Annotated in this window: 16 protein-coding genes; 11 read left to right on the top strand and 5 right to left on the bottom strand. The window is 69.9% G+C overall.

Annotation, left to right across the window (positions count from 1 at the left end):
• A partial coding sequence (locus ACFWBT_RS33075) for a DUF1989 domain-containing protein (protein ID WP_385706663.1) occupies window positions 1–361 on the bottom strand: 361 nt, incomplete at its 3' end.
• 222 nt (window positions 362–583) lie between these two features.
• Here ACFWBT_RS33075 and ACFWBT_RS33070 point away from each other — a divergent pair.
• The 6 genes from ACFWBT_RS33070 to ACFWBT_RS33045 all read left to right on the top strand — a co-directional run bounded on the left by ACFWBT_RS33070 (window position 584) and on the right by ACFWBT_RS33045 (window position 6,125).
• Complete coding sequence (locus tag ACFWBT_RS33070) at window positions 584–1,210, top strand: TetR/AcrR family transcriptional regulator (protein WP_385706662.1); 627 nt, start codon at window positions 584–586, stop codon at window positions 1,208–1,210.
• Window positions 1,211–1,526: 316 nt separating this feature from the next.
• Complete coding sequence (locus tag ACFWBT_RS33065) at window positions 1,527–3,113, top strand: sensor histidine kinase (protein ID WP_385706661.1); 1,587 nt, start codon at window positions 1,527–1,529, stop codon at window positions 3,111–3,113.
• On the top strand, window positions 3,110–3,517 hold the full coding sequence (locus tag ACFWBT_RS33060; RefSeq protein ID WP_266756789.1) for a roadblock/LC7 domain-containing protein: 408 nt from the start codon (window positions 3,110–3,112) through the stop codon (window positions 3,515–3,517). The genes ACFWBT_RS33065 and ACFWBT_RS33060 overlap by 4 nt, the downstream gene beginning before the upstream one ends.
• Window positions 3,514–3,954, top strand: coding sequence for a DUF742 domain-containing protein (locus ACFWBT_RS33055; RefSeq protein WP_385706660.1), 441 nt, complete (start codon window positions 3,514–3,516; stop codon window positions 3,952–3,954). The genes ACFWBT_RS33060 and ACFWBT_RS33055 overlap by 4 nt, the downstream gene beginning before the upstream one ends.
• Window positions 3,935–4,555, top strand: a complete 621-nt coding sequence (locus tag ACFWBT_RS33050; protein WP_385706659.1) for an ATP/GTP-binding protein — start codon at window positions 3,935–3,937, stop codon at window positions 4,553–4,555. The genes ACFWBT_RS33055 and ACFWBT_RS33050 overlap by 20 nt, the downstream gene beginning before the upstream one ends.
• A gap of 73 nt (window positions 4,556–4,628) precedes the next feature.
• On the top strand, window positions 4,629–6,125 hold the full coding sequence (locus ACFWBT_RS33045; RefSeq protein ID WP_385706658.1) for a cytochrome P450: 1,497 nt from the start codon (window positions 4,629–4,631) through the stop codon (window positions 6,123–6,125).
• On the opposite strand, the gene ACFWBT_RS33040 is transcribed toward ACFWBT_RS33045, so the two are convergent.
• The gene (locus ACFWBT_RS33040) at window positions 6,119–7,078 is read right to left on the bottom strand and encodes an RluA family pseudouridine synthase (protein ID WP_385706657.1); all 960 of its coding nucleotides are present in this window, start codon (window positions 7,076–7,078) and stop codon (window positions 6,119–6,121) included. The two genes, ACFWBT_RS33045 and ACFWBT_RS33040, sit on opposite strands and share 7 nt — an antisense overlap.
• 4 nt (window positions 7,079–7,082) lie before the next feature.
• The gene (locus ACFWBT_RS33035) at window positions 7,083–8,633 is read right to left on the bottom strand and encodes an amino acid permease (RefSeq protein ID WP_385706656.1); all 1,551 of its coding nucleotides are present in this window, start codon (window positions 8,631–8,633) and stop codon (window positions 7,083–7,085) included.
• 225 nt (window positions 8,634–8,858) lie between these two features.
• Between ACFWBT_RS33035 and ACFWBT_RS33030 the strand changes: the two genes are divergently transcribed.
• From ACFWBT_RS33030 to ACFWBT_RS33020, 3 genes are all read left to right on the top strand, one after another.
• The gene (locus ACFWBT_RS33030; RefSeq protein ID WP_385706655.1) at window positions 8,859–9,506 is read left to right on the top strand and encodes a PadR family transcriptional regulator; all 648 of its coding nucleotides are present in this window, start codon (window positions 8,859–8,861) and stop codon (window positions 9,504–9,506) included.
• Window positions 9,507–9,734: 228 nt separating this feature from the next.
• Complete coding sequence (locus ACFWBT_RS33025) at window positions 9,735–10,751, top strand: ATP-binding cassette domain-containing protein (protein ID WP_385706654.1); 1,017 nt, start codon at window positions 9,735–9,737, stop codon at window positions 10,749–10,751.
• Entirely contained in the window at window positions 10,748–11,524 is a 777-nt protein-coding gene (locus ACFWBT_RS33020; protein ID WP_385706653.1) for an ABC transporter permease, read from the top strand. The genes ACFWBT_RS33025 and ACFWBT_RS33020 overlap by 4 nt, the downstream gene beginning before the upstream one ends.
• 154 nt (window positions 11,525–11,678) lie before the next feature.
• Here ACFWBT_RS33020 and ACFWBT_RS33015 read toward each other — a convergent pair whose 3' ends face one another.
• Window positions 11,679–12,515: a siderophore-interacting protein gene (locus ACFWBT_RS33015; RefSeq protein WP_385706652.1), complete on the bottom strand. Its 837-nt coding sequence runs from the start codon at window positions 12,513–12,515 to the stop codon at window positions 11,679–11,681.
• Between the two features lie 101 nt (window positions 12,516–12,616).
• Window positions 12,617–13,555, bottom strand: coding sequence for a 5'-3' exonuclease H3TH domain-containing protein (locus ACFWBT_RS33010; protein WP_385706664.1), 939 nt, complete (start codon window positions 13,553–13,555; stop codon window positions 12,617–12,619).
• Window positions 13,556–13,726: 171 nt separating this feature from the next.
• On the opposite strand from ACFWBT_RS33010, the gene ACFWBT_RS33005 reads away from it, so the two are divergent.
• Window positions 13,727–14,806 carry a glycine betaine/L-proline ABC transporter ATP-binding protein gene (locus tag ACFWBT_RS33005; RefSeq protein WP_385706651.1) on the top strand — a complete coding sequence of 360 codons (1,080 nt, stop codon included), beginning with the start codon at window positions 13,727–13,729 and terminating at the stop codon, window positions 14,804–14,806.
• Window positions 14,799–17,414: an ABC transporter permease/substrate binding protein gene (locus tag ACFWBT_RS33000; protein ID WP_385706650.1), complete on the top strand. Its 2,616-nt coding sequence runs from the start codon at window positions 14,799–14,801 to the stop codon at window positions 17,412–17,414. The genes ACFWBT_RS33005 and ACFWBT_RS33000 overlap by 8 nt, the downstream gene beginning before the upstream one ends.
• Window positions 17,415–17,480 lie beyond the last annotated feature (66 nt).

The following is a 17,480-nucleotide window of genomic DNA, read 5'->3' as shown; positions in this document are numbered from 1 at the left end:
CCACCGAGGCGAGCACCCGGCCCTGGTCGGAGAGGAGCAACTGCCCCTGGCCCAGGTAGGCGTTCCACTGGACCTTGACGGTGTCGGCGACGTTCAGGCGCTCCCACGGGTGGTCCGCGACGTACAGCAGGAGGTGCGCGCAGGCGTCGCCCGTGACGTCGGTCAGGCGCAGTTCGGTGCCCCGGGCCAGCACCTTGTGCGTGTAGTTGCCGCCCGCCACGGTCTCCGCCCACACCAGATGGCCCGCCTCGCAGGGCGGCGCCGGCCAGTCGCCCGCGGGGACCATGGGCATGGCCTCGGCGCGGGTTCCCTCCTGGGCGCGGGCGTGGTCGCGTGCTCCGTGTGTGGTCGCTGTCGCCATCGCGGGTCCTCCGGCTCCTGGGTCATTTCTGTCGCCCGACAGAAATTAGGGGCGGGGTGGGTCACGGCCGTGTCCCGTGTGTTGCCGCCCGGTTACCTGTCCCTCACGGAAGGCGCGCCGCGAGGGGCGGCGGGGGTCCGCGTCCCCGTGCCGCGGCCCGGGGGCCGCCGCGCGGGCCGCGGCGCTCCGGCGGCGCGCCGTGCGTGTGCGAGGATCGAACGCATGGGAACAGGTGGCGGGCGACGGGTCGGCAGGCCGCGGGCCGCGCAGCGCCCGGACAGCGGGCTGACGCCGCGGGCCGAACTGCTCGACGCCGCCGCCGAGTTGTTCACGACGCGGGGATACGCGGCCACCACCACCCGCGCGGTCGCCGAGCGGGCGGGTATGCGCCAGGCGTCCATGTACCACTACGTGTCCGGCAAGGAGGAGCTGCTCGCCGAGCTCCTGGAGTCCACGGTCACCCCCTCGCTCGCTTTCGCCCGCGAGCTCCTCGCGGACGACGCGGCGCCGGCGGAGGGCCGGCTGTGGGAGCTGTGCCGCGCCGACGTGGAAGTGCTCTGCGGGGGCCCGCACAACCTGGGCGGCCTCTATCTGCTGCCCGAGGTGCGCGCCGAACGCTTCGCCGGCTTCCATGCCGTACGGGCCGAACTCAAGGACACCTACCGCCAGTTGCTGGCCGCAACGGCGGCCGGCGGCGCACTCGCCAAGAGTGAGCTGGATCTGCGGACGGATCTGCTGTTCGGGCTGATCGAGGGAGTCATCCTCGTGCACCGCTCCGATCCGCAGCGCCCGGTGTCGGCCTTCGCCGAGGCCACGGCGGACGCGGCGCTGCGCATCGCCGGAATCTGAGGGACTTCACCGCCGCCGCACCCCGGAGAGGCGTGGATCTCGCATGCCCGGATGCCATCACGCACCGTGTGCGCATGGAGGCGCAGCGTGCAAATGGGGCCGAGGGTACTCCAGTCGCCTGGGCGATTTCAGGTGCTTGCTGAATATGACACAGCGATGATCCGGTCGGACTAAGCTCGCCCGCAGCGCACCGAGTTGGGATGTATTCGTGCGCTTGTTCCCAAAAGTTCCGAAGATCACGTTTGATCCGTGCCGATCCATGCCGTTTCCCCCACAAACCTCCCCCACCCCAGCCGACTTGTCTCAGAGGGCATACATGGTGAGTGTTCAATCGCCTCCCGGTGGCCGTGAACTTCCCTACGCGCGCGTGCTGTTGCTGCCGGCCATACTGATGGCCGCGGCGACCGGCGCCGCCGTCGCCGCGGTGACGGAGCCGGCCCGGGCCGCGGTCGCCCTGTGCGGTGGCTTCGCCACCCTGCTGGTCATCGCGATCGGCGGCGAAGCCGTCCGCCGCGGCCGGGTCGCCCGTGAGCTGCGGGCCGACTTCGCGAGCCGCACCGCCTCCCTGGAACAGCGCATCGCCGCGCACGATCAGGAGATCGTGCGCTTCACCCGGGAGATCCTTCCGTACGCGCTCGACCGACTGCACGACGGAGATTCACCCTCGGAGGTGGTCCGCACCCTGGGCCGCGGCACACCGGAGTACCGCGAAATCCCCAAGTCCCAGCAGGACTTGCTCAAGAAGCTGCTCAAGATCGTCGACGTCGAGGAGTCGATGCGCGACGCCGCGCAGCGCTCCTTCGTCAACATCGCCCGGCGCGTCCAGGCCATCGTCCACCAGCAGAACAACGAACTCCGTGAGATGGAGGAGGACCACGGGCGCAACCCGGAGGTCTTCGACGACCTGCTGCGCATCGACCACGGCACCGCGCTGATCGGCCGGCTCGCCGACTCCATCGCCGTGCTCGGCGGTGGCCGCCCCGGCCGCCAATGGCCCGAAGCCGTACCGCTGTTCAGCGTGCTGCGCGGCGCGATGTCCCGCATCCTGGAGTACCGGCGCATCGAGCTGCACAACATCGTCGACATCGCCGTCAACGGTGTCTCCGTCGAACCGCTCATCCACGCCCTGGCCGAGCTCCTCGACAACGCCACCCGGTACTCACCGCCCCACACCAAGGTGCATGTCACCGCGATCGAGGTGCAGACCGGCATCGCCATCGAGATCGAGGACGGCGGCGTCAGCCTCAGCGACGAGGCCCGCGGCAAGATCGAGGAGCTGCTCCGGCTGGCCGCGGCGGGCGTCGACCCGAACGTCATGGGCCAGGCGCCCCGGCTCGGCATGGCCGTCGTCGGACGACTCGCGCAGATGTACAGCATGCAGATCTCGCTGCGGCAGTCCGCGTACGGCGGTGTCCGCGCCGTCCTCGTCGCACCGCGCGCCATGCTCACCCATGACTTCGCCCCCGGTCTCGCGCACGGCATCGGAGTCAACTCCGTGGCCGGTATCGACAACGGCGGGGTCGAGGGGCCGGCGCGCAAGCCCAAGAAGCGCCGGCCGACCACAGGCCCGCGTATCCCCTCGTCGAGCGGCGACCCCCGCGAGGACGACGTCCCGGTGGTCACGGAGTGGACGCCGGGCGGCCTGCCGCAGCGCCGCAGCCGCGTCAAGGTCCCGCTCAGCCAGCGGTACGCCGAGGCGCGCGCCGAGCAGGAGGCCGCCGAGGCCACCGGCGTTCCGTCCGTGTGGACGCCCGAACCCGCGCCCGAGGAGAAGGAACCCGAACCCGGCCTGTGGGTCGAGGCGTTCATGAACGGACTCAAGGGCGACCCGGACCCGACCGCGTTCCGTACGGACAACCAGCCGGCCCCTGCCGAGGGCGACGACGAGGGGGACCTCAAGTGATCCAGCAACGAGCCAACTTCGACTGGATGCTCAAGGATCTCGCCGACGGAGTGCCGGGCATCCAGCAGATCGTGGTGCTCTCCGCCGACGGACTGCGCATCGCCCGCTACGGCGGCGACCCGGACGCGGCCGACCGGGTCGCCGCGGCCTGCGCGGGCCTGCAGAGCCTGGCCGGAGCCGTCGCGGGCGAGATCCCCAAGAGCGACGGCCGGATGCGGATGGTCATCATCGAGATCAACGGCGGCTACTTCTATCTGATGTCGGCCGGAGCCAACGCCTACCTCGCGGTGCTCGCCAACCAGACCGCGGAACCGGGGCTGATGAGCAACCGCATGCGCGACCTCGTCGTACGGATCGGCGCCCATCTGACGAGTCCGCCGAGGCGCAACGGGCAGACCGTATGACTCCTCCGCAACGCCGGCGGCGCCAACCCAAGGAGCTGCCTCCTGAACCCCCCGCAGCGGGTTCCTCCCCCTCGGGCCCGGAAGGTTCCGAGGGGGAGGACAAGCCGAAGAACCCCGAGCGGCTGTACGTGCTCACGGGCGGCGGTGAGGGCGGCGACCGGGCCGAACTCGACCTGGTCACGCTGGTCGTCGCACGCGCCGCCGAGCCGCCGCCCGCCGCCCAGCCGGAGCAGTCGGCCCTGCTGCGGCTGTGCAAGGCCCCTTTGTCCGTGGCCGAGATCTCGGCCTATCTCAATCTGCCGTTCAGCGTGGTGACCGTCCTGCTCACCGAGCTTCTGACGGCCGAACTGGTGAAGGCGCGCGCCCCGATCGTCCGTCAGGCGCTCCCCGACCGTTCCCTCCTCGAAGCGGTGATGCATGGACTTCAAAAGCTCTGACACCATCACGGGCCCTCGTGCCGAGGACCACCTGCCGCACACCGCACAGGCGGCGGTGAAGATCGTGATCGTGGGCGGCTTCGGAGTCGGCAAGACGACCATGGTGGGCTCCGTCAGCGAGATCAAGCCGCTGACGACCGAGGAGACCATGACGCAGGCCGGCATCGGAGTCGACGACAACTATGGTTCCGAGACCAAGACGGCCACCACCGTGGCCATGGACTTCGGCCGGATCTCCATCACGGACCAGCTGGTGCTCTACCTGTTCGGCACACCGGGCCAGGAACGCTTCTGGTTCCTGTGGAACGGCCTGTTCGAGGGCGCGCTCGGCGCGGTCGTCCTGATCGACACCCGCCGTCTGGAAGTCAGCTTCGACGTGATCGGCCGCCTGGAGGAGCGCGGTGTTCCGTTCGTCATCGCGATAAACGACTTCCCCGACGCGCCCCGGTACCCGGTCGAGGACCTGCGGGCCGCACTCGACCTGGCCGAGGAGATCCCGATCGTCAAATGCGACGCGCGCCGCAGGGCCTCGAGCCGGGACACCTTGATGACGCTGATGCGGTTCCTGCATTCGCTGGCGATGACTTCGGCGCGCGTCTGAACGCCGTACCGTGAACGGCACCCCGCGTCAACTCCCCATCCACAGAACGTATTTCAGCTTCGGAGCGATCATTGTGACGACTGAATCCCACTCTTCGACCGGCACGGAAGAACCCCCGTTCGGCCCGCCCCCCGGCTGCCCCGCCCACGGTGCCGGCGCCGGCACCGGCTTCGGACCCGGCGGGCTGCGCCGTCTGTACGGGCCCGAGGCGGAGGACCTGGGTGCGCTGTACGAGAAGCTCCGCGCCGAACACGGCGCCGTCGCACCCGTGTTACTCCACAACGACCTGCCGATCTGGGTCGTCCTCGGCCACGCCGAGAACCTGCACATGGTCAGCACGCCCGCGCACTACGCGCGCGACAGCCGGCTGTGGACCGCCGTCCAGGACGGCACGGCGGGCGCCGACCACCCGCTCGCCCCGCACATCGCCTGGCAGCCCATCTGCGCCCACGCCGAGGGCGACGAGCATCTGCGGCTGCGCGGAGCGGTCACCGGCGCCATGACGACCATCGACTTCCGCAGCCTGCGGCGCTACATCAACCGCGCGACGCAGCGCCTGGTCAACGAGTTCTGCGAACTCGGCGAGGCCGACCTGGTCGGGCAGTTCGCCGAGCATCTGCCGATGTCCGTGCTCTGCGAGATCATCGGCATGCCCGAGGACTACAACGACCGCATGGTGCAGGCCACCCGTGACCTGCTCAAGGGCACCGAGACCGCGATCGCCAGCAACGAGTACGTCATGAGCGTGCTGACGCAGCACACCCTTCGGCGCCGCGCGGCGCCCGAGGAGGACTTCACCAGCCATCTCATCAACCACCCGGCCCGGCTCACCGACGACGAGGTCGCCCAGCACCTGCGGCTGGTGCTGCTCGCCGCGTACGAGGCCACCGCCAACCTCATCGCCAACGTGCTGCGCATGGTGCTCACCGATCCGCGCTTTCGTGCCCAGCTGAACGGCGGGCAGCTGACCGTGCCCGAGGCGGTCGAGCAGTCCCTGTGGGACGAGCCGCCGTTCAGCGCCGTCCTCGGCTACTTCGCCAAGCAGGACACGGAGCTGGGTGGCCAGCGCATCCGCAAGGGCGACGGCCTGCTGTTCGGGATCGCGCCGGGCAACGTCGACCCCCGGATCCGTCCCGACCTGGACGCCGGTATGCAGGGCAACCGCTCCCACCTCGCCTTCGGCGGCGGTCCCCACGAGTGCCCGGGCCAGGACATCGGCCGTGCCATCGCCGATGTCGGCGTCGACGCCCTGCTGCTGCGGCTGCCGGACGTCGAACTCGACTGCGACGAGAACGACCTGCGCTGGCGGGGATCCATGTCGTCGCGCCACCTCGTCGATCTGCCCGTGCGGTTCGAGCCCAGGCCGACGCAGGAGGTCACGCAGCGGCCCTCCGTCCGCGCGCTGCCCGCGCAGCGGTCCCACTGGCAGGTCACGACGGACGGTCCGGCGCCGGCCGCGCCCGCTCCCCAGCCGGTGGCCCCGCCGGCCCCGCCGGCCGCTCCGGCCGCCGAGCCCGCCCACCGGCTCGGAGCCTGGCAGCGCCTCCTGCGGTGGTGGCGCGGCTACTGATCCCCGGCGGGCCCGGCCGACCACGTGCCGTACGAGGTCCAGGCCTCCAGCATCCGTCCACTGGCGAACCGGTGGGCCAGCCCGGTGACCGGATCGGTGAACTCCAGTGCCCGCGCCAGCAGTTGCAGCGGACGCCGGAAGTCGCCGGCCGGCACCGGACCGGTCACCACCGGGTACAGCGGATCGCCGAGGATGGGGACCCCCAACGCGCTCATGTGCACCCGGAGTTGATGGGTCTGCCCGGTACGGGGAGTCAGCCGGTAGCGCCCCAGTCCGCCCCGGTGCTCGACCAGTTCGATCCGGCTGACCGCGTTCGTCTCGCCCGCCACCTCCCGCGCGGCCATCACCCCGCGTTCCTTGAGGATGCGGCTGCGGACCGTGCGCGGCAGCCCGAGACCGGGGTCGTACGGGGCCACGGCCTCGTACTCCTTGCCGACCAGCCGGTCGCGGAACAGCGACTGGTAGGCGCCGCGTTCCCCGGGCCGTACGGTGAACAGCACGAGCCCGGCGGTGAGCCGGTCGAGGCGGTGCGCGGCGCCCAGCTCCGGGAGGCCCAGCTCCCGGCGCAGCCGGGCGAGGGCCGTCTCGGCGACATGGCTGCCACGCGGTGTGGTGGCGAGGAAGTGCGGCTTGTCGGCGACGACGATGTGCTCGTCCCGGTACACCACGTCCAGCGGGAACGGCACCGGCTCCTCGTCCGGCAGCTCCCGGTGGAACCAGAGGAACATCCCCGGCGCGTAGGCGGCTTCGGCGGTCAGCGGCCGGCCGCCCTCCCCGACGATCAGTCCCTCGTCGATCATCGCGTCGATGACCCCGTCGCCCGCCGCGAGCCGCTCCACCAGATGCTCCCGCACGGTGGACCAGCTCCCCTCCCGCGGCAGTCTGAGCCGCACGGGGTCGACCCCGTGGCGCTGCGGGAGGGGAGAGGGCGGGATCCGGGGCTTGCGTCTCACCTGGTCAAGCGTACGAGGCCGGGACCACCTCGGGAGACTCCGGCGCCGTCGCCCGCGCCCTGTAGGCCCGGTACCCCACGCCGGCGACGAGCGTCACGGCGAGGAACAGCACGGTGAACCACTGGAAGTACCAGTGCCCGCCCGCCGGGTCGTACACCGCGGCGCGCGGCCAGGCCAGGTTGACCGTCATGAAGAGGCCGTAGACGAGGGCGAGCGCGTTGACGGGGATGCCCCAGCGGCCGAGGGAGAAGAGCGGCGCGCCCGTCTCGTCGGTGCCGTCCGCGGTGAACTGCCCGCGCAGCCGCCGGACCAGCAGCGGTCCGGTGACCATCGCGTACGCGAGGTACAGCATCACGATGCAGGTGGTGCCGATCGCCAGGAACGCGTCCGGGGAGGCGAAGTTGAGGAGCAACAGGGCGGCCGCGAGGACGCCGACGACCAGGGCGGGGGCGCTCGGCATGCCGGTGCGCGGGTCGACCTTGGCGAGACGGCCGGAGAAGGGGAGCTGGTTGTCGCGGGCCATCGAGAAGAGCATGCGGCACGCGGCGGTCTGGATCGCCAGGGTGGCCACCGCGACGGCCACCACCACATCGGCGAGCAGCGCCCGGCCGACCCCGTCGCCGAGGCTGCTGGTCAGGACGTAGCTCAGGCCGTCGACACCCAGGCGGCCGTTCGTGAGACTCGGGGCGGCGAGCAGTCCGCCGAGCACGATGAGCCCGCCGAGCAGACCCGCCGCGCCGAGCGCGGTGAGGATCGTCCGGGGCGCGGTGCGCCGCGGGTTGTGGGTCTCCTCGCTCATCTCGCCGGCGCTGTCGAAGCCGATCATCACGTACGCGGCCATGAACGAGCCCACCATCAGGGCACCGAGCAGACCCGTGCCGCCCTCGCCGGTGTGGAAGGTGATGCCGGGGGAGCGCTCGGAGTGGGTGAACAGCAGCACGATGATCAGGACCGCGCCGATGATCTCCGCGGTGACGCCGATCCGGTTGACCGCGGACATCACGCGGTTGTCGAGGATGTTCACCAGCGTGGTCAGGACGAGCAGGACCACGCCCAGGACGGCCGCGTTGGCCGCGCCGTCGGGGCTGGTCGGGGCCGGATCGTCGCCGATCAGCTGGAAGCCCGACCAGATCGCGGGCAGGACCATCTGCAGGGCGAGTGCCGCCGCGGCGACCACCACGATCTGTCCGATCACCATGATCCAGCCGGCGAACCAGCCGAAGGAGAGGTTCGACAGACGCGAGGACCACTGGTAGATCGCGCCGGAGATCGGATAGCGCGCGGCCAGTTCCGCGAAGCACGCGGCGACCGCGAGCTGGCCGATCAGCACGGCCGGCCAGGTCCAGAAGAAGACCGGGCCGCCGAAGGCGTACCCGAAGGCGAAGAACTGGAAGACCGTCGTGAGGACGGAGATGAAGGAGAACCCGGCGGCGAACGAGGCGTACCGGCCGAGGCTGCGGTGCAGCTCCTGGCGGTAGCCGAACTCGGTCAGGGAGCGGTCGTCGGGGGACTCGGGCGGATCGGGGCGTACGTCGGAGGGGGCGGTGGTGGTCACGGCGGCACCTGCCTTCGGCGCGGAAGGGTGAGCGGGATTCCTGTCGGGTGACAGAAATTAGGGAGACCCTGTTTCACCCGCGTGACGCGGCCGTGTCGGCGGCGGGCCGAAGTCCTCACGCGCTTGCCGTCCGCGCTCCGACGCGATACATCGTGTGTATTGACGCGTGTTCTGGATACGCGATATGTTCGGCTACGGATATTCGGAGACGAGTCGAGAGGCGTGATGGCGATGAAGCGACGCAAGCTGAGCAACCCGCTGGCGCTCGCCGTCATGACGACGCTCTGGCAGCGGCCGATGCATCCGTACGAGATCGCCCAGACGTTGCGCCGTCAGGGCAAGGACACCAGCACGAAGATCAATTACGGCTCGCTGTACACGGTCGTGCAGAACCTGGAGAAGCACGGCTTCGTCGAAGTCACCGATGTGGAGCGGCAGGGCAACCGTCCGGAGCGCACGATCTACGGCATCACCGAGGCCGGGCGCGAGGAGATGACCGAGTGGCTCTCCGACCTGATGGCCGTCCCGGCCCGCGAGTACCCGATCTTCGAGACCGCGCTCTCGCTGATGGGGGTACTGCCTCCCGACGAGGTCGCGCGGCTGCTCGCGGAGCGCCTCAACTCCCTGGAAGTGCAGGCCGCGAGCGCCCGCGGCGGCCTGGAGAAGCTGTACGAGACGCTGCCCCGCATCTTCCTCGTGGAGAGCGAGTACCAGCTGCACATGGTCGAGGCGCAGGCGGAGTGGGTCCGGGGCTTCCTCAAGGAGCTCAGGGAAGGCACCCTGCCCGGCGTCAAGGAGTGGCGGAGCTTCCACGAGACGGGGGAGATCCCGCCCGAGTTCCAGGACTTGGAGGAACGCCCCTTCGAGCAGTGACCCGAAGAGAGAACAGACCCCGGCGGGACTGTTGCACCAGTCCCGCCAGGGTCTCGAACCCCGAACTGAATCCGCCGTGCGGCAGTTCCAGGCGATCGAGGTGCGGCACACCCAGGATAGCCCGGCGCTCTTCACGCGGATCGGATCGGCAGTCACCCGAGATCACTCGGGAATCCGAGATCACCCGGCTTCACGCCGGGCACCCGCTCACTTGGGAGAGCAGCTGTCATGAGCAGTACTCGTGCGCCCGCGGTAGAGGCGCGTCAGCTCGTCAAGACCTATCCCGGTGACGTCACCGCGCTCAGCGGTATGGACCTCACCGTCGAGCAGGGCACCGTCCTCGGCCTCCTCGGCCCGAACGGCGCCGGCAAGTCCACCACCGTCAAGATCCTCACCACCCTGGCCCGCCCCGACTCGGGCACCGCCACCGTCGCGGGCCACGACGTACTGCGCCACCCGGACCGCGTCCGGCGCGCGATCGGCGTGGTCGCGCAGAGCTCGGGCACCGACCCGGCGGCGACCGGGAGGGAGAACCTCCGGCTCCAGGGCAGGCTCTACGGCCTGAAGGGCGCGGGCCTGGACCGTCGGGTCGACGAACTCCTGGAGCGGTTCACCCTCGCCGACGCCGCGCGACGCCCGGTGAAGGGCTACTCGGGCGGTATGCGGCGGCGCCTGGACGTGGCGCTCGGCCTGGTCCACCGCCCCGAGGTGCTCTTCCTCGACGAGCCCACCACCGGACTCGACCCCGAGGCGCGCACCGCGATGTGGGACGAGATCACCCGGCTCGCCGGCGACGAGGGCCTGACCATCCTGCTGACCACGCACTACCTCGAAGAGGCCGACCGGCTCGCCGAGCGCGTCGCCATCGTCGACCGCGGCCGTGTCGTCGTCGAGGGCACCCCGGACGAGCTGAAGGGCGAACTGCGCGGCGACGCCGTCCACGTGGAACTGCGCGAGGCGGTCGGGGAGGCCGGCCGTACGCTGTTGGAGGGCGCCCTCGGCGGACTGTCGGGCGTGCATCAGGTGCTGCTCGACGGGCGGCGGATCAGTGTCCGCGCCGACGACGGCGGTGCCGCGGTGCCCGCGCTCCTGGCGGCGCTGGAGCGGGCCGGGGTCGGGGTCGCCGCCGCGACCGTCGCCCGTCCCTCGCTCGACGACGTCTACCTCCGCTACGCGGGCCGCCGTTACGCGGAGGCCGAGGCGGAAGGCGCCCGCTCCTTCGTCCTCGCCGGAGGTGCCCGATGAGCACGGCCGTTTCGCAGACCTGGTACATGACGCAGCGTCAACTCATGGTGCTGGCACGCCAGCCCGCGTACGCGATCATCACCCTGATCCAGCCGGTGATCTGGCTCTTCCTGTTCGGCGCTCTCTTCAGGAAGGTCGTCGAGCTGGGCGGCTTCGGCACCACCTCGTACCTGGACTACCTGGTGCCGGGGGTGGTCGTGATGAGCGCCCTCAGCTCCAACATGTGGGCCGGAATGGGCACGTTGGAGGAGATCCAGCGGGGCACGCTCAACCGCTTCCTGACCACGCCGGTCAGCCGGGCCGCGCTGATGAACGGCAACGTCGTCAACAACGGCCTGATCACCGCCCTGCAGTCCGTCGTGATCGTGCTGCTCGGGCTCGCCGGGGGCGCCGACTACCCCGGCGGCATCGGCGGCGTGGCGATCCTGGTCCTCGCCTCCGTCCTGCTCGGTACGGTCTTCGGCGCCCTGTCCAACGCGCTCGGCATGCTGGTGCGGGAGCGGGAGTCGATCATCGGCATCAACACCTTCCTGCTGCTGCCGCTGACGTTCCTCTCCAGCGCCTTCATGGCGCCGTCCCAGATGCCCGGCTGGATGCGGCACATCGCCGACTTCAACCCGCTCGACTGGGCGATGGTCGCGGGCCGTTCGGCGATGTCCGAGCACCCCGACTGGGGTGACGTGCTCAGCCGGTCCGGCGCGCTGCTCGCGCTCGCGGTGGCGGCGGTCTGGCTGTCGATCCGCACGTTCCGGTCGTACCAGCGGTCGGTCTAGTCCGCGGGCCGGCGGCCGGTCGCGCCCACCGGCGGTTGCCGACGGGACGATGGGCGGCGGTCGACCCGGCCCCCGGCCGTCCGTACGTACGTCAGGAGGCGGCCCCGCGATGTGCGGGTCCGCCTCCTGGTGACGTACGGGGTGTGACCGGGCGTCAGGCCGACGCCTCCTGCTCCGCCTCCACCTGGGCGTTCCACGCGCGCTTCGACGCCTGCCAGCCGTCCTCGTTGTGGCCGAGGCGCCAGTAGCCGGAGATGGACAGGGCCTCGCGGGCGATCTCCCGCTCGACCCGCAGCAGTTGGCGCAGCTCCTTCACGAAGCCCGCCTCGCCGTGCACGAACGCGTGCACCCGGCCCTCCGGGAACTCCAGTCCGCGTATGGCCTCCACCAGGGCCGTGCCCACGGGCCGGTCACCGCGGTGCAGCCAGACGACCTCCGCGTCGGAGTCGATCTTCTGCTCCTCCTCGGGTCCGGAGACCTCGACGAAGGCGCGGACGACGGCGCCGTCGGGCAGCGACTCCAGGGCGGCGGCGATCGCGGGCAGCGCGCTCTCGTCACCGGCGAGCAGATGCCAGTCGGCACTCGTGTCGGGCGCGTAGGCGCCACCGGGGCCCATGAACCGGACGACCTCGCCCGGCTGCACCCGCAGAGCCCACGGCCCGGCGAGTCCCTCGTCGCCGTGCACCACGAAGTCCAGTGTCAGCTCGCGCACTTCGGGGTCCCACGCGCGCACGGTGTACGTCCGTGTCACCGGCCACTGTTCGCGCGGGAACTCCTCGCGAATGCGCTCCAGGTCGAAGGGCTCGGGATAGGTGACGCCCTCGGCGCCGAACAGCAGCTTCACATAGTGATCGGTGCTGGTACCCGCGGCGAACTCCGCCAGGGCGTCGCCTCCCAGCACGACCCGTTGCATGTGGGGGGTCAGCCGCTCGGTCCGCACCACCTTCGCGGAGTGGGGTTTCCGGGGCTTGCGTTCCGGGCGCTCTGCCATGGCTGCCTCCTGATTCACATGCTTAGGCTTACCTAAGTTAGCACCTCTTCCTCTGCGGCACCTATGTAGGAACCGGTACCAGTCATGTCAGAAGCGTTCAACTATGCCTGCAGTGTGGTGAGCAGGCGGTGCAGTGAACCGCCCAGACCCCAGCGCGCGGCCAGTTCGTCCAGCGCGCCCGGATCGCGCGGCGCGTGCGGCAGCGCCGTGTCCACCTCGGGCAGCGGCACGTCACCGGCGACCTTGACGACCGTCGGCGCCACGGCGACGTACGGCCGCGACTCGTCGAGACGCCTGCGCTGGGACGGGGTCAGCCTGGCCTTCGGGTCGTCGACCGCGGCCATGATCCCGGCCAGGTCACCGAACTCCGCGAGCAGTTTGGCCGCCGTCTTCTCCCCGATGCCGGGCACGCCGGGCAGTCCGTCGCTCGGGTCGCCGCGCAGCAGCGCCAGATCCGCGTACCCCGGACCGTCCACGCCGTACTTCTCGCGCAGCCAGGCCTCGTCGGTGAGCTGGAGGGTGCCGACGCCCTTGAGGGGATACAGCACGCGCACCCCCCGCTTGTCGTCGACGAGTTGATACAGGTCGCGGTCGCCGGTGACGATGTCGACCGGGCCCGTGGCGCGTCCGGTGAACGTGCCGATCACGTCGTCCGCCTCGTACCCCTCGACCCCCACGCGCGCGATGCCCAGCGCGTTCAGGACGGCCTCGATCACGGGAACCTGCGGGGAGAGCGTGTCCGGCACCTCCTCCTCGTCCGGACCGACCTCGGTCTCCACCGCGACCCGGTGCGCCTTGTAGGACGGAATCAGGTCGACCCGCCACCGCGGACGCCAGTCCGCGTCCATGCACGCCACCAGATCGTCGGGGCGATGGTCCTTGACCAGGCGGTCGATGAATTCCAGCAGCCCGCGCACGGCGTTCACCGGTGTGCCGTCCGGGGCCCTCACGGATTCCGGCATGCCGAAATAGGCGCGGAAGTACAGCGAGGCGGTGTCGAGAAGCATGAGTCGTCGAGTCTGCTGTGTCACGTTCCGCATCATGCCGTACGCCACTGACAGTGACCTGGACCACTCCCGTGTTTGCTCCGTGTAAGCGGGGGCAGGCGCCGCCTCTGAACGGACTCGGTTGTGCATTCAACCGTCACCAGCCGTCGGGAACATCGAAAGCGTTCGTTCAGCCCGTTCCCCACGTTCGAACGAGAGGCACACGTGTCATCCAGGCTTGAGGCCGACCATCTGTACAAGGTGTTCGGAAGACGATCGGAAGCGGCCGTGGAGCGGCTCCGTCAGGGGGCCGACCGTGAGGAACTGCGCGCCGACGGCACCACCGCCGCCGTGATCGACGCGTCCTTCACGGTGGAGCCGGGGCAGATCTTCGTCGTCATGGGCCTGTCCGGATCCGGCAAGTCCACGTTGCTGCGCATGCTCAACGGACTGCTGGAGCCGACCGCGGGGCACGTGCGCTTCGACGGCCAGGACCTCACCGCGCTCAGCGGGCGTGAACTGCGCGAGGTCCGCTCCCGGAAGATCAGCATGGTCTTCCAGCACTTCGCGCTGTTCCCGCACCGCAGCGTGCTGGAGAACGCCGCCTACGGCCTGGAGGTCCAGGGAGTACCGGCCGCCGAGCGCAGGGAACGCGCGACCACGGCCCTCGAACTGGCCGGACTCGCCGGCTGGGAGAAGTCCTGGCCCGACGAACTGTCCGGCGGTATGCAGCAGCGCGTGGGGCTCGCCCGCGCCCTCGCCACGGACGCCGATCTGCTGCTCATGGACGAGTCGTTCAGCGCGCTCGACCCGCTGATCCGCAGGGACATGCAGGACCAGCTGATCGAGCTCCAGAAGAAGCTCAAGAAGACCATCGTCTTCATCACGCACGACCTCAACGAGGCGATGCGCCTCGGCGACCGGATCGCCGTCATGCGCGACGGCCGCATCGTCCAGATCGGCACCGCCGAGGACATCCTCGTCCGGCCCGCCGACGACTACGTCGCCTCCTTCACCCAGGACGTCGACCGCTCGCGGGTGCTGACCGCGGGCGCCGTCATGGACACCGGGATACGCGGCGACGAGGCCGACTGCTCGTGCGAGACCGCCACGCCGGACACCTCCTTCGTGGATCTCTGCGCGATCAGCGCCCGTCTCTCCCATCCGGTCGCGGTCGTCGACAAGGAGCACACCCTCGTCGGGGTCGTGCCCCGGCAGCGGCTCGTCGGCTTCCTCGGCGACGAGCAGGGCACGCCCGAGCGGTGTCCCAGCCCGCGGACCGAGGAGGTGAAGGCCGGTGCCTAGGATCCCCTTCGGCGACTGGGTCAACGACGCGGTCGACTGGCTGCTGAACCACATGGCGTGGCTCTTCGACTTCCTCAAGACCGTCTTCTCGGGCACCTACGACGGCATCGACGCCGTCCTCCAGGCGCCCCACCCGCTGCTCCTCGCCGGCATCTTCGCCGTCATCGCCTTCTGGCTGCGCGGCACCTCCGCCGGTGTCCTCACCTTCGCGGGGTTCGCCTTCATCGACTCCCTCGAACTGTGGGAGGACGCGATGGTGACCCTGTCTCTGGTCCTCGTCGCGACCCTCATCGCGCTCGTCGTCTCGGTGCCCGTGGGCATCTGGGCGGCCCGCTCCGACCGGGTCAGCGGCATCGTCCGGCCGGTCCTCGACTTCATGCAGACGCTGCCCGCGATGATCTACCTCATCCCGGCGATCCTGTTCTTCGGCACCGGTGCCCCCGCCGGCATCGTCGCCACCCTGATCTTCGCGCTGGCCCCCGGCGTCCGTATGACCGAACTGGGCATCCGCCAGGTCGACAAGGACCTCGTCGAGGCCGCCGACGCGTTCGGCACCACGCCGCGCGACATCCTGCTGCGCATCCAGCTGCCGCTGGCGCTGCCCACCGTCATGGCGGGCGTCAACCAGGTCATCATGCTGGGCCTGTCCATGGCCGCCATCGCGGGCATGGTCGGCACCGGCGGTCTCGGCGGCGACGTCAACGAGGCCATCGGCCAGCTGAACGTCGGCCTCGGCTCCGAAGCGGGCGTCGCCATCGTCATCCTCGCCATCTACCTCGACCGCATGACCGGCGCGCTGGGCACCCAGGTCTCCCCGCTCGGCCGCCGCGCCGCCGCCAAGGCGCGCGCCGCGCAGGGCCTGAAGATCTGGTCGTACCGCCCCCGTCCCGTCGTGGCCATGGTGGGCGTCGTCGTCCTCGCCCTGGTCGCGGGCGGCATGGGCGTCTTCGGCGGTGCCGGATCGACCTCCACCGCGGCCGACGGCGAGAACGTCGGCCAGGGCAAGAAGGTCACCATCGGCTACATCCCGTGGGACGAGGGCGTCGCCTCCACCTTCCTCTGGCAGGAGATCCTGGAGCAGCGCGGCTTCCAGGCGGAGACCAAGCAGTTCGACGCGGGTCCGCTGTACACCTCGCTCGCCCAGGGCGACATCGACTTCGAGACCGACTCCTGGCTGCCGACCACGCACGAGCAGTACTGGAAGAAGTACGGGAAGCAGCTCGACGACCTGGGCTCCTGGTACGGCCCGACGTCCCTGGAACTGTCCGTGCCCGCCTACATGAAGGGCATCGACTCCCTGGAGGACCTCAAGGGGCGGGCCGGCACGTTCGGCGGCAAGATCACCGGCATCGAGTCCAGCGCCGGAATGATGGGCCTGCTCAAGAGCAAGGTGCTCAAGGAGTACGGGCTCGACAAGGAGTACAAGGTCGTCGACAGCTCGACGCCCGCGATGCTGGCCGAGCTGAAGCGCGCGTACGCCAAGAAGGCGCCGATCGTCGCCACTCTCTGGTCGCCGCACTGGGCCTACAGCGACTACAAACTGAAGAAGCTCAAGGACCCGAAGGGCGCCTGGGGCAAGGGTGACGGGGTGCACACCCTCTCCCGCAAGGGCTTCGCCCAGGACAACCCGGTCGTCGGCGAGTGGCTGAAGAACTTCCGGATGACCGAGAAGCAGCTGACCGGTCTCGAAGCGGAGATCAACAAGGCCGGCAAGGGCAAGCAGCAGGACGCGGTGCGCGCCTGGTTGAAGAAGAACTCCGGTGTCGTCGACAAGCTGGCCCCGGTCGAGGGTTCCGCGTCCGCCACCCCGGCCGAGGCGAAGCGCCCCCTGGATGTCGCCTGGTTCCCCTGGGACGAGGACGTCGCCGTCACCTACCTCTGGAAGAACGTGCTGGCCCGGCGCGGCTACACGCTCAACCTCAAGCAGATGGACGTCGGTCCGGTCTACACCGGTCTCGCCTCCGGTGACCTCGACCTCAACTTCGACGCCTGGCTGCCGTACGCCCAGTCCAACTACTGGGAGCAGCACAAGAACGACCTGAAGGACCTGGGTACGTGGTACGAGCCGACCTCACTGGAGATCGCCGTCCCCTCGTACGTGAAGGACGTCAAGTCCCTCGCCGACCTCAAGGGCAAGGCCAAGACCTTCGACGGGAAGATCATCGGTATCGAGCCGGGCACCGGTGAGATGAACCTCCTCAAGAAGAAGGTGCTTCCGGGCTACGGCCTCGACAAGGAGTACAAGGTCGTCGACGGTTCGACGCCCGCGATGCTGGCCGAGCTGAAGCGCGCGTACGCGAAGAAGGAGCCGGTCGCGGTCGTCCTGTGGTCGCCGCACTGGGCGTACAGCGAGTACGAGCTCACCAAGCTCACCGACGACAGGAAGCTCTTCGGCGAGGGCAATACGATCCGGACGATCTCCAGCGAGAAGTTCCCGGGCCGGTACCCGAAGCTCACCGAGTGGATCAAGAACTTCAGGATGAGCGAGGCCGAACTCGGCAGCCTGGAGAGCGAGATCAAGCAGCGCGGGCAGGGGCACGAGGAGGACGCCGTCGCCGCGTGGCTCAAGGAGCACCCGGACATCGTGCAGCGGATGACTCCGCAGTAGAACGTGCGGACCGTTCACCCCGAGGGGTGGTGTTAGTTCTTTATCTTTTAGTGTTCTGCGTTTCAA

Origin of the sequence: Streptomyces sp. NPDC060027, from assembly GCF_042737005.1 — a bacterium.
Classification (GTDB): Bacteria; Actinomycetota; Actinomycetes; order Streptomycetales; family Streptomycetaceae; genus Streptomyces.
This window is presented reverse-complemented; position numbering and strand designations above follow the sequence as displayed.

Coding starts and splice junctions, on each gene's coding strand:
- ACFWBT_RS33050 (WP_385706659.1), top strand. CDS start 3,935: ATGGACTTCAAAAGCTCTGACACCATCACGGGCCCTCGTGCCGAGGAC.
- ACFWBT_RS33020 (WP_385706653.1), top strand. CDS start 10,748: ATGAGCACGGCCGTTTCGCAGACCTGGTACATGACGCAGCGTCAACTC.
- ACFWBT_RS33065 (WP_385706661.1), top strand. CDS start 1,527: ATGGTGAGTGTTCAATCGCCTCCCGGTGGCCGTGAACTTCCCTACGCG.
- ACFWBT_RS33025 (WP_385706654.1), top strand. CDS start 9,735: ATGAGCAGTACTCGTGCGCCCGCGGTAGAGGCGCGTCAGCTCGTCAAG.
- ACFWBT_RS33015 (WP_385706652.1), bottom strand. CDS start 12,515: ATGGCAGAGCGCCCGGAACGCAAGCCCCGGAAACCCCACTCCGCGAAG.
- ACFWBT_RS33070 (WP_385706662.1), top strand. CDS start 584: ATGGGAACAGGTGGCGGGCGACGGGTCGGCAGGCCGCGGGCCGCGCAG.
- ACFWBT_RS33030 (WP_385706655.1), top strand. CDS start 8,859: ATGGCGATGAAGCGACGCAAGCTGAGCAACCCGCTGGCGCTCGCCGTC.
- ACFWBT_RS33010 (WP_385706664.1), bottom strand. CDS start 13,555: ATGCGGAACGTGACACAGCAGACTCGACGACTCATGCTTCTCGACACC.
- ACFWBT_RS33055 (WP_385706660.1), top strand. CDS start 3,514: ATGACTCCTCCGCAACGCCGGCGGCGCCAACCCAAGGAGCTGCCTCCT.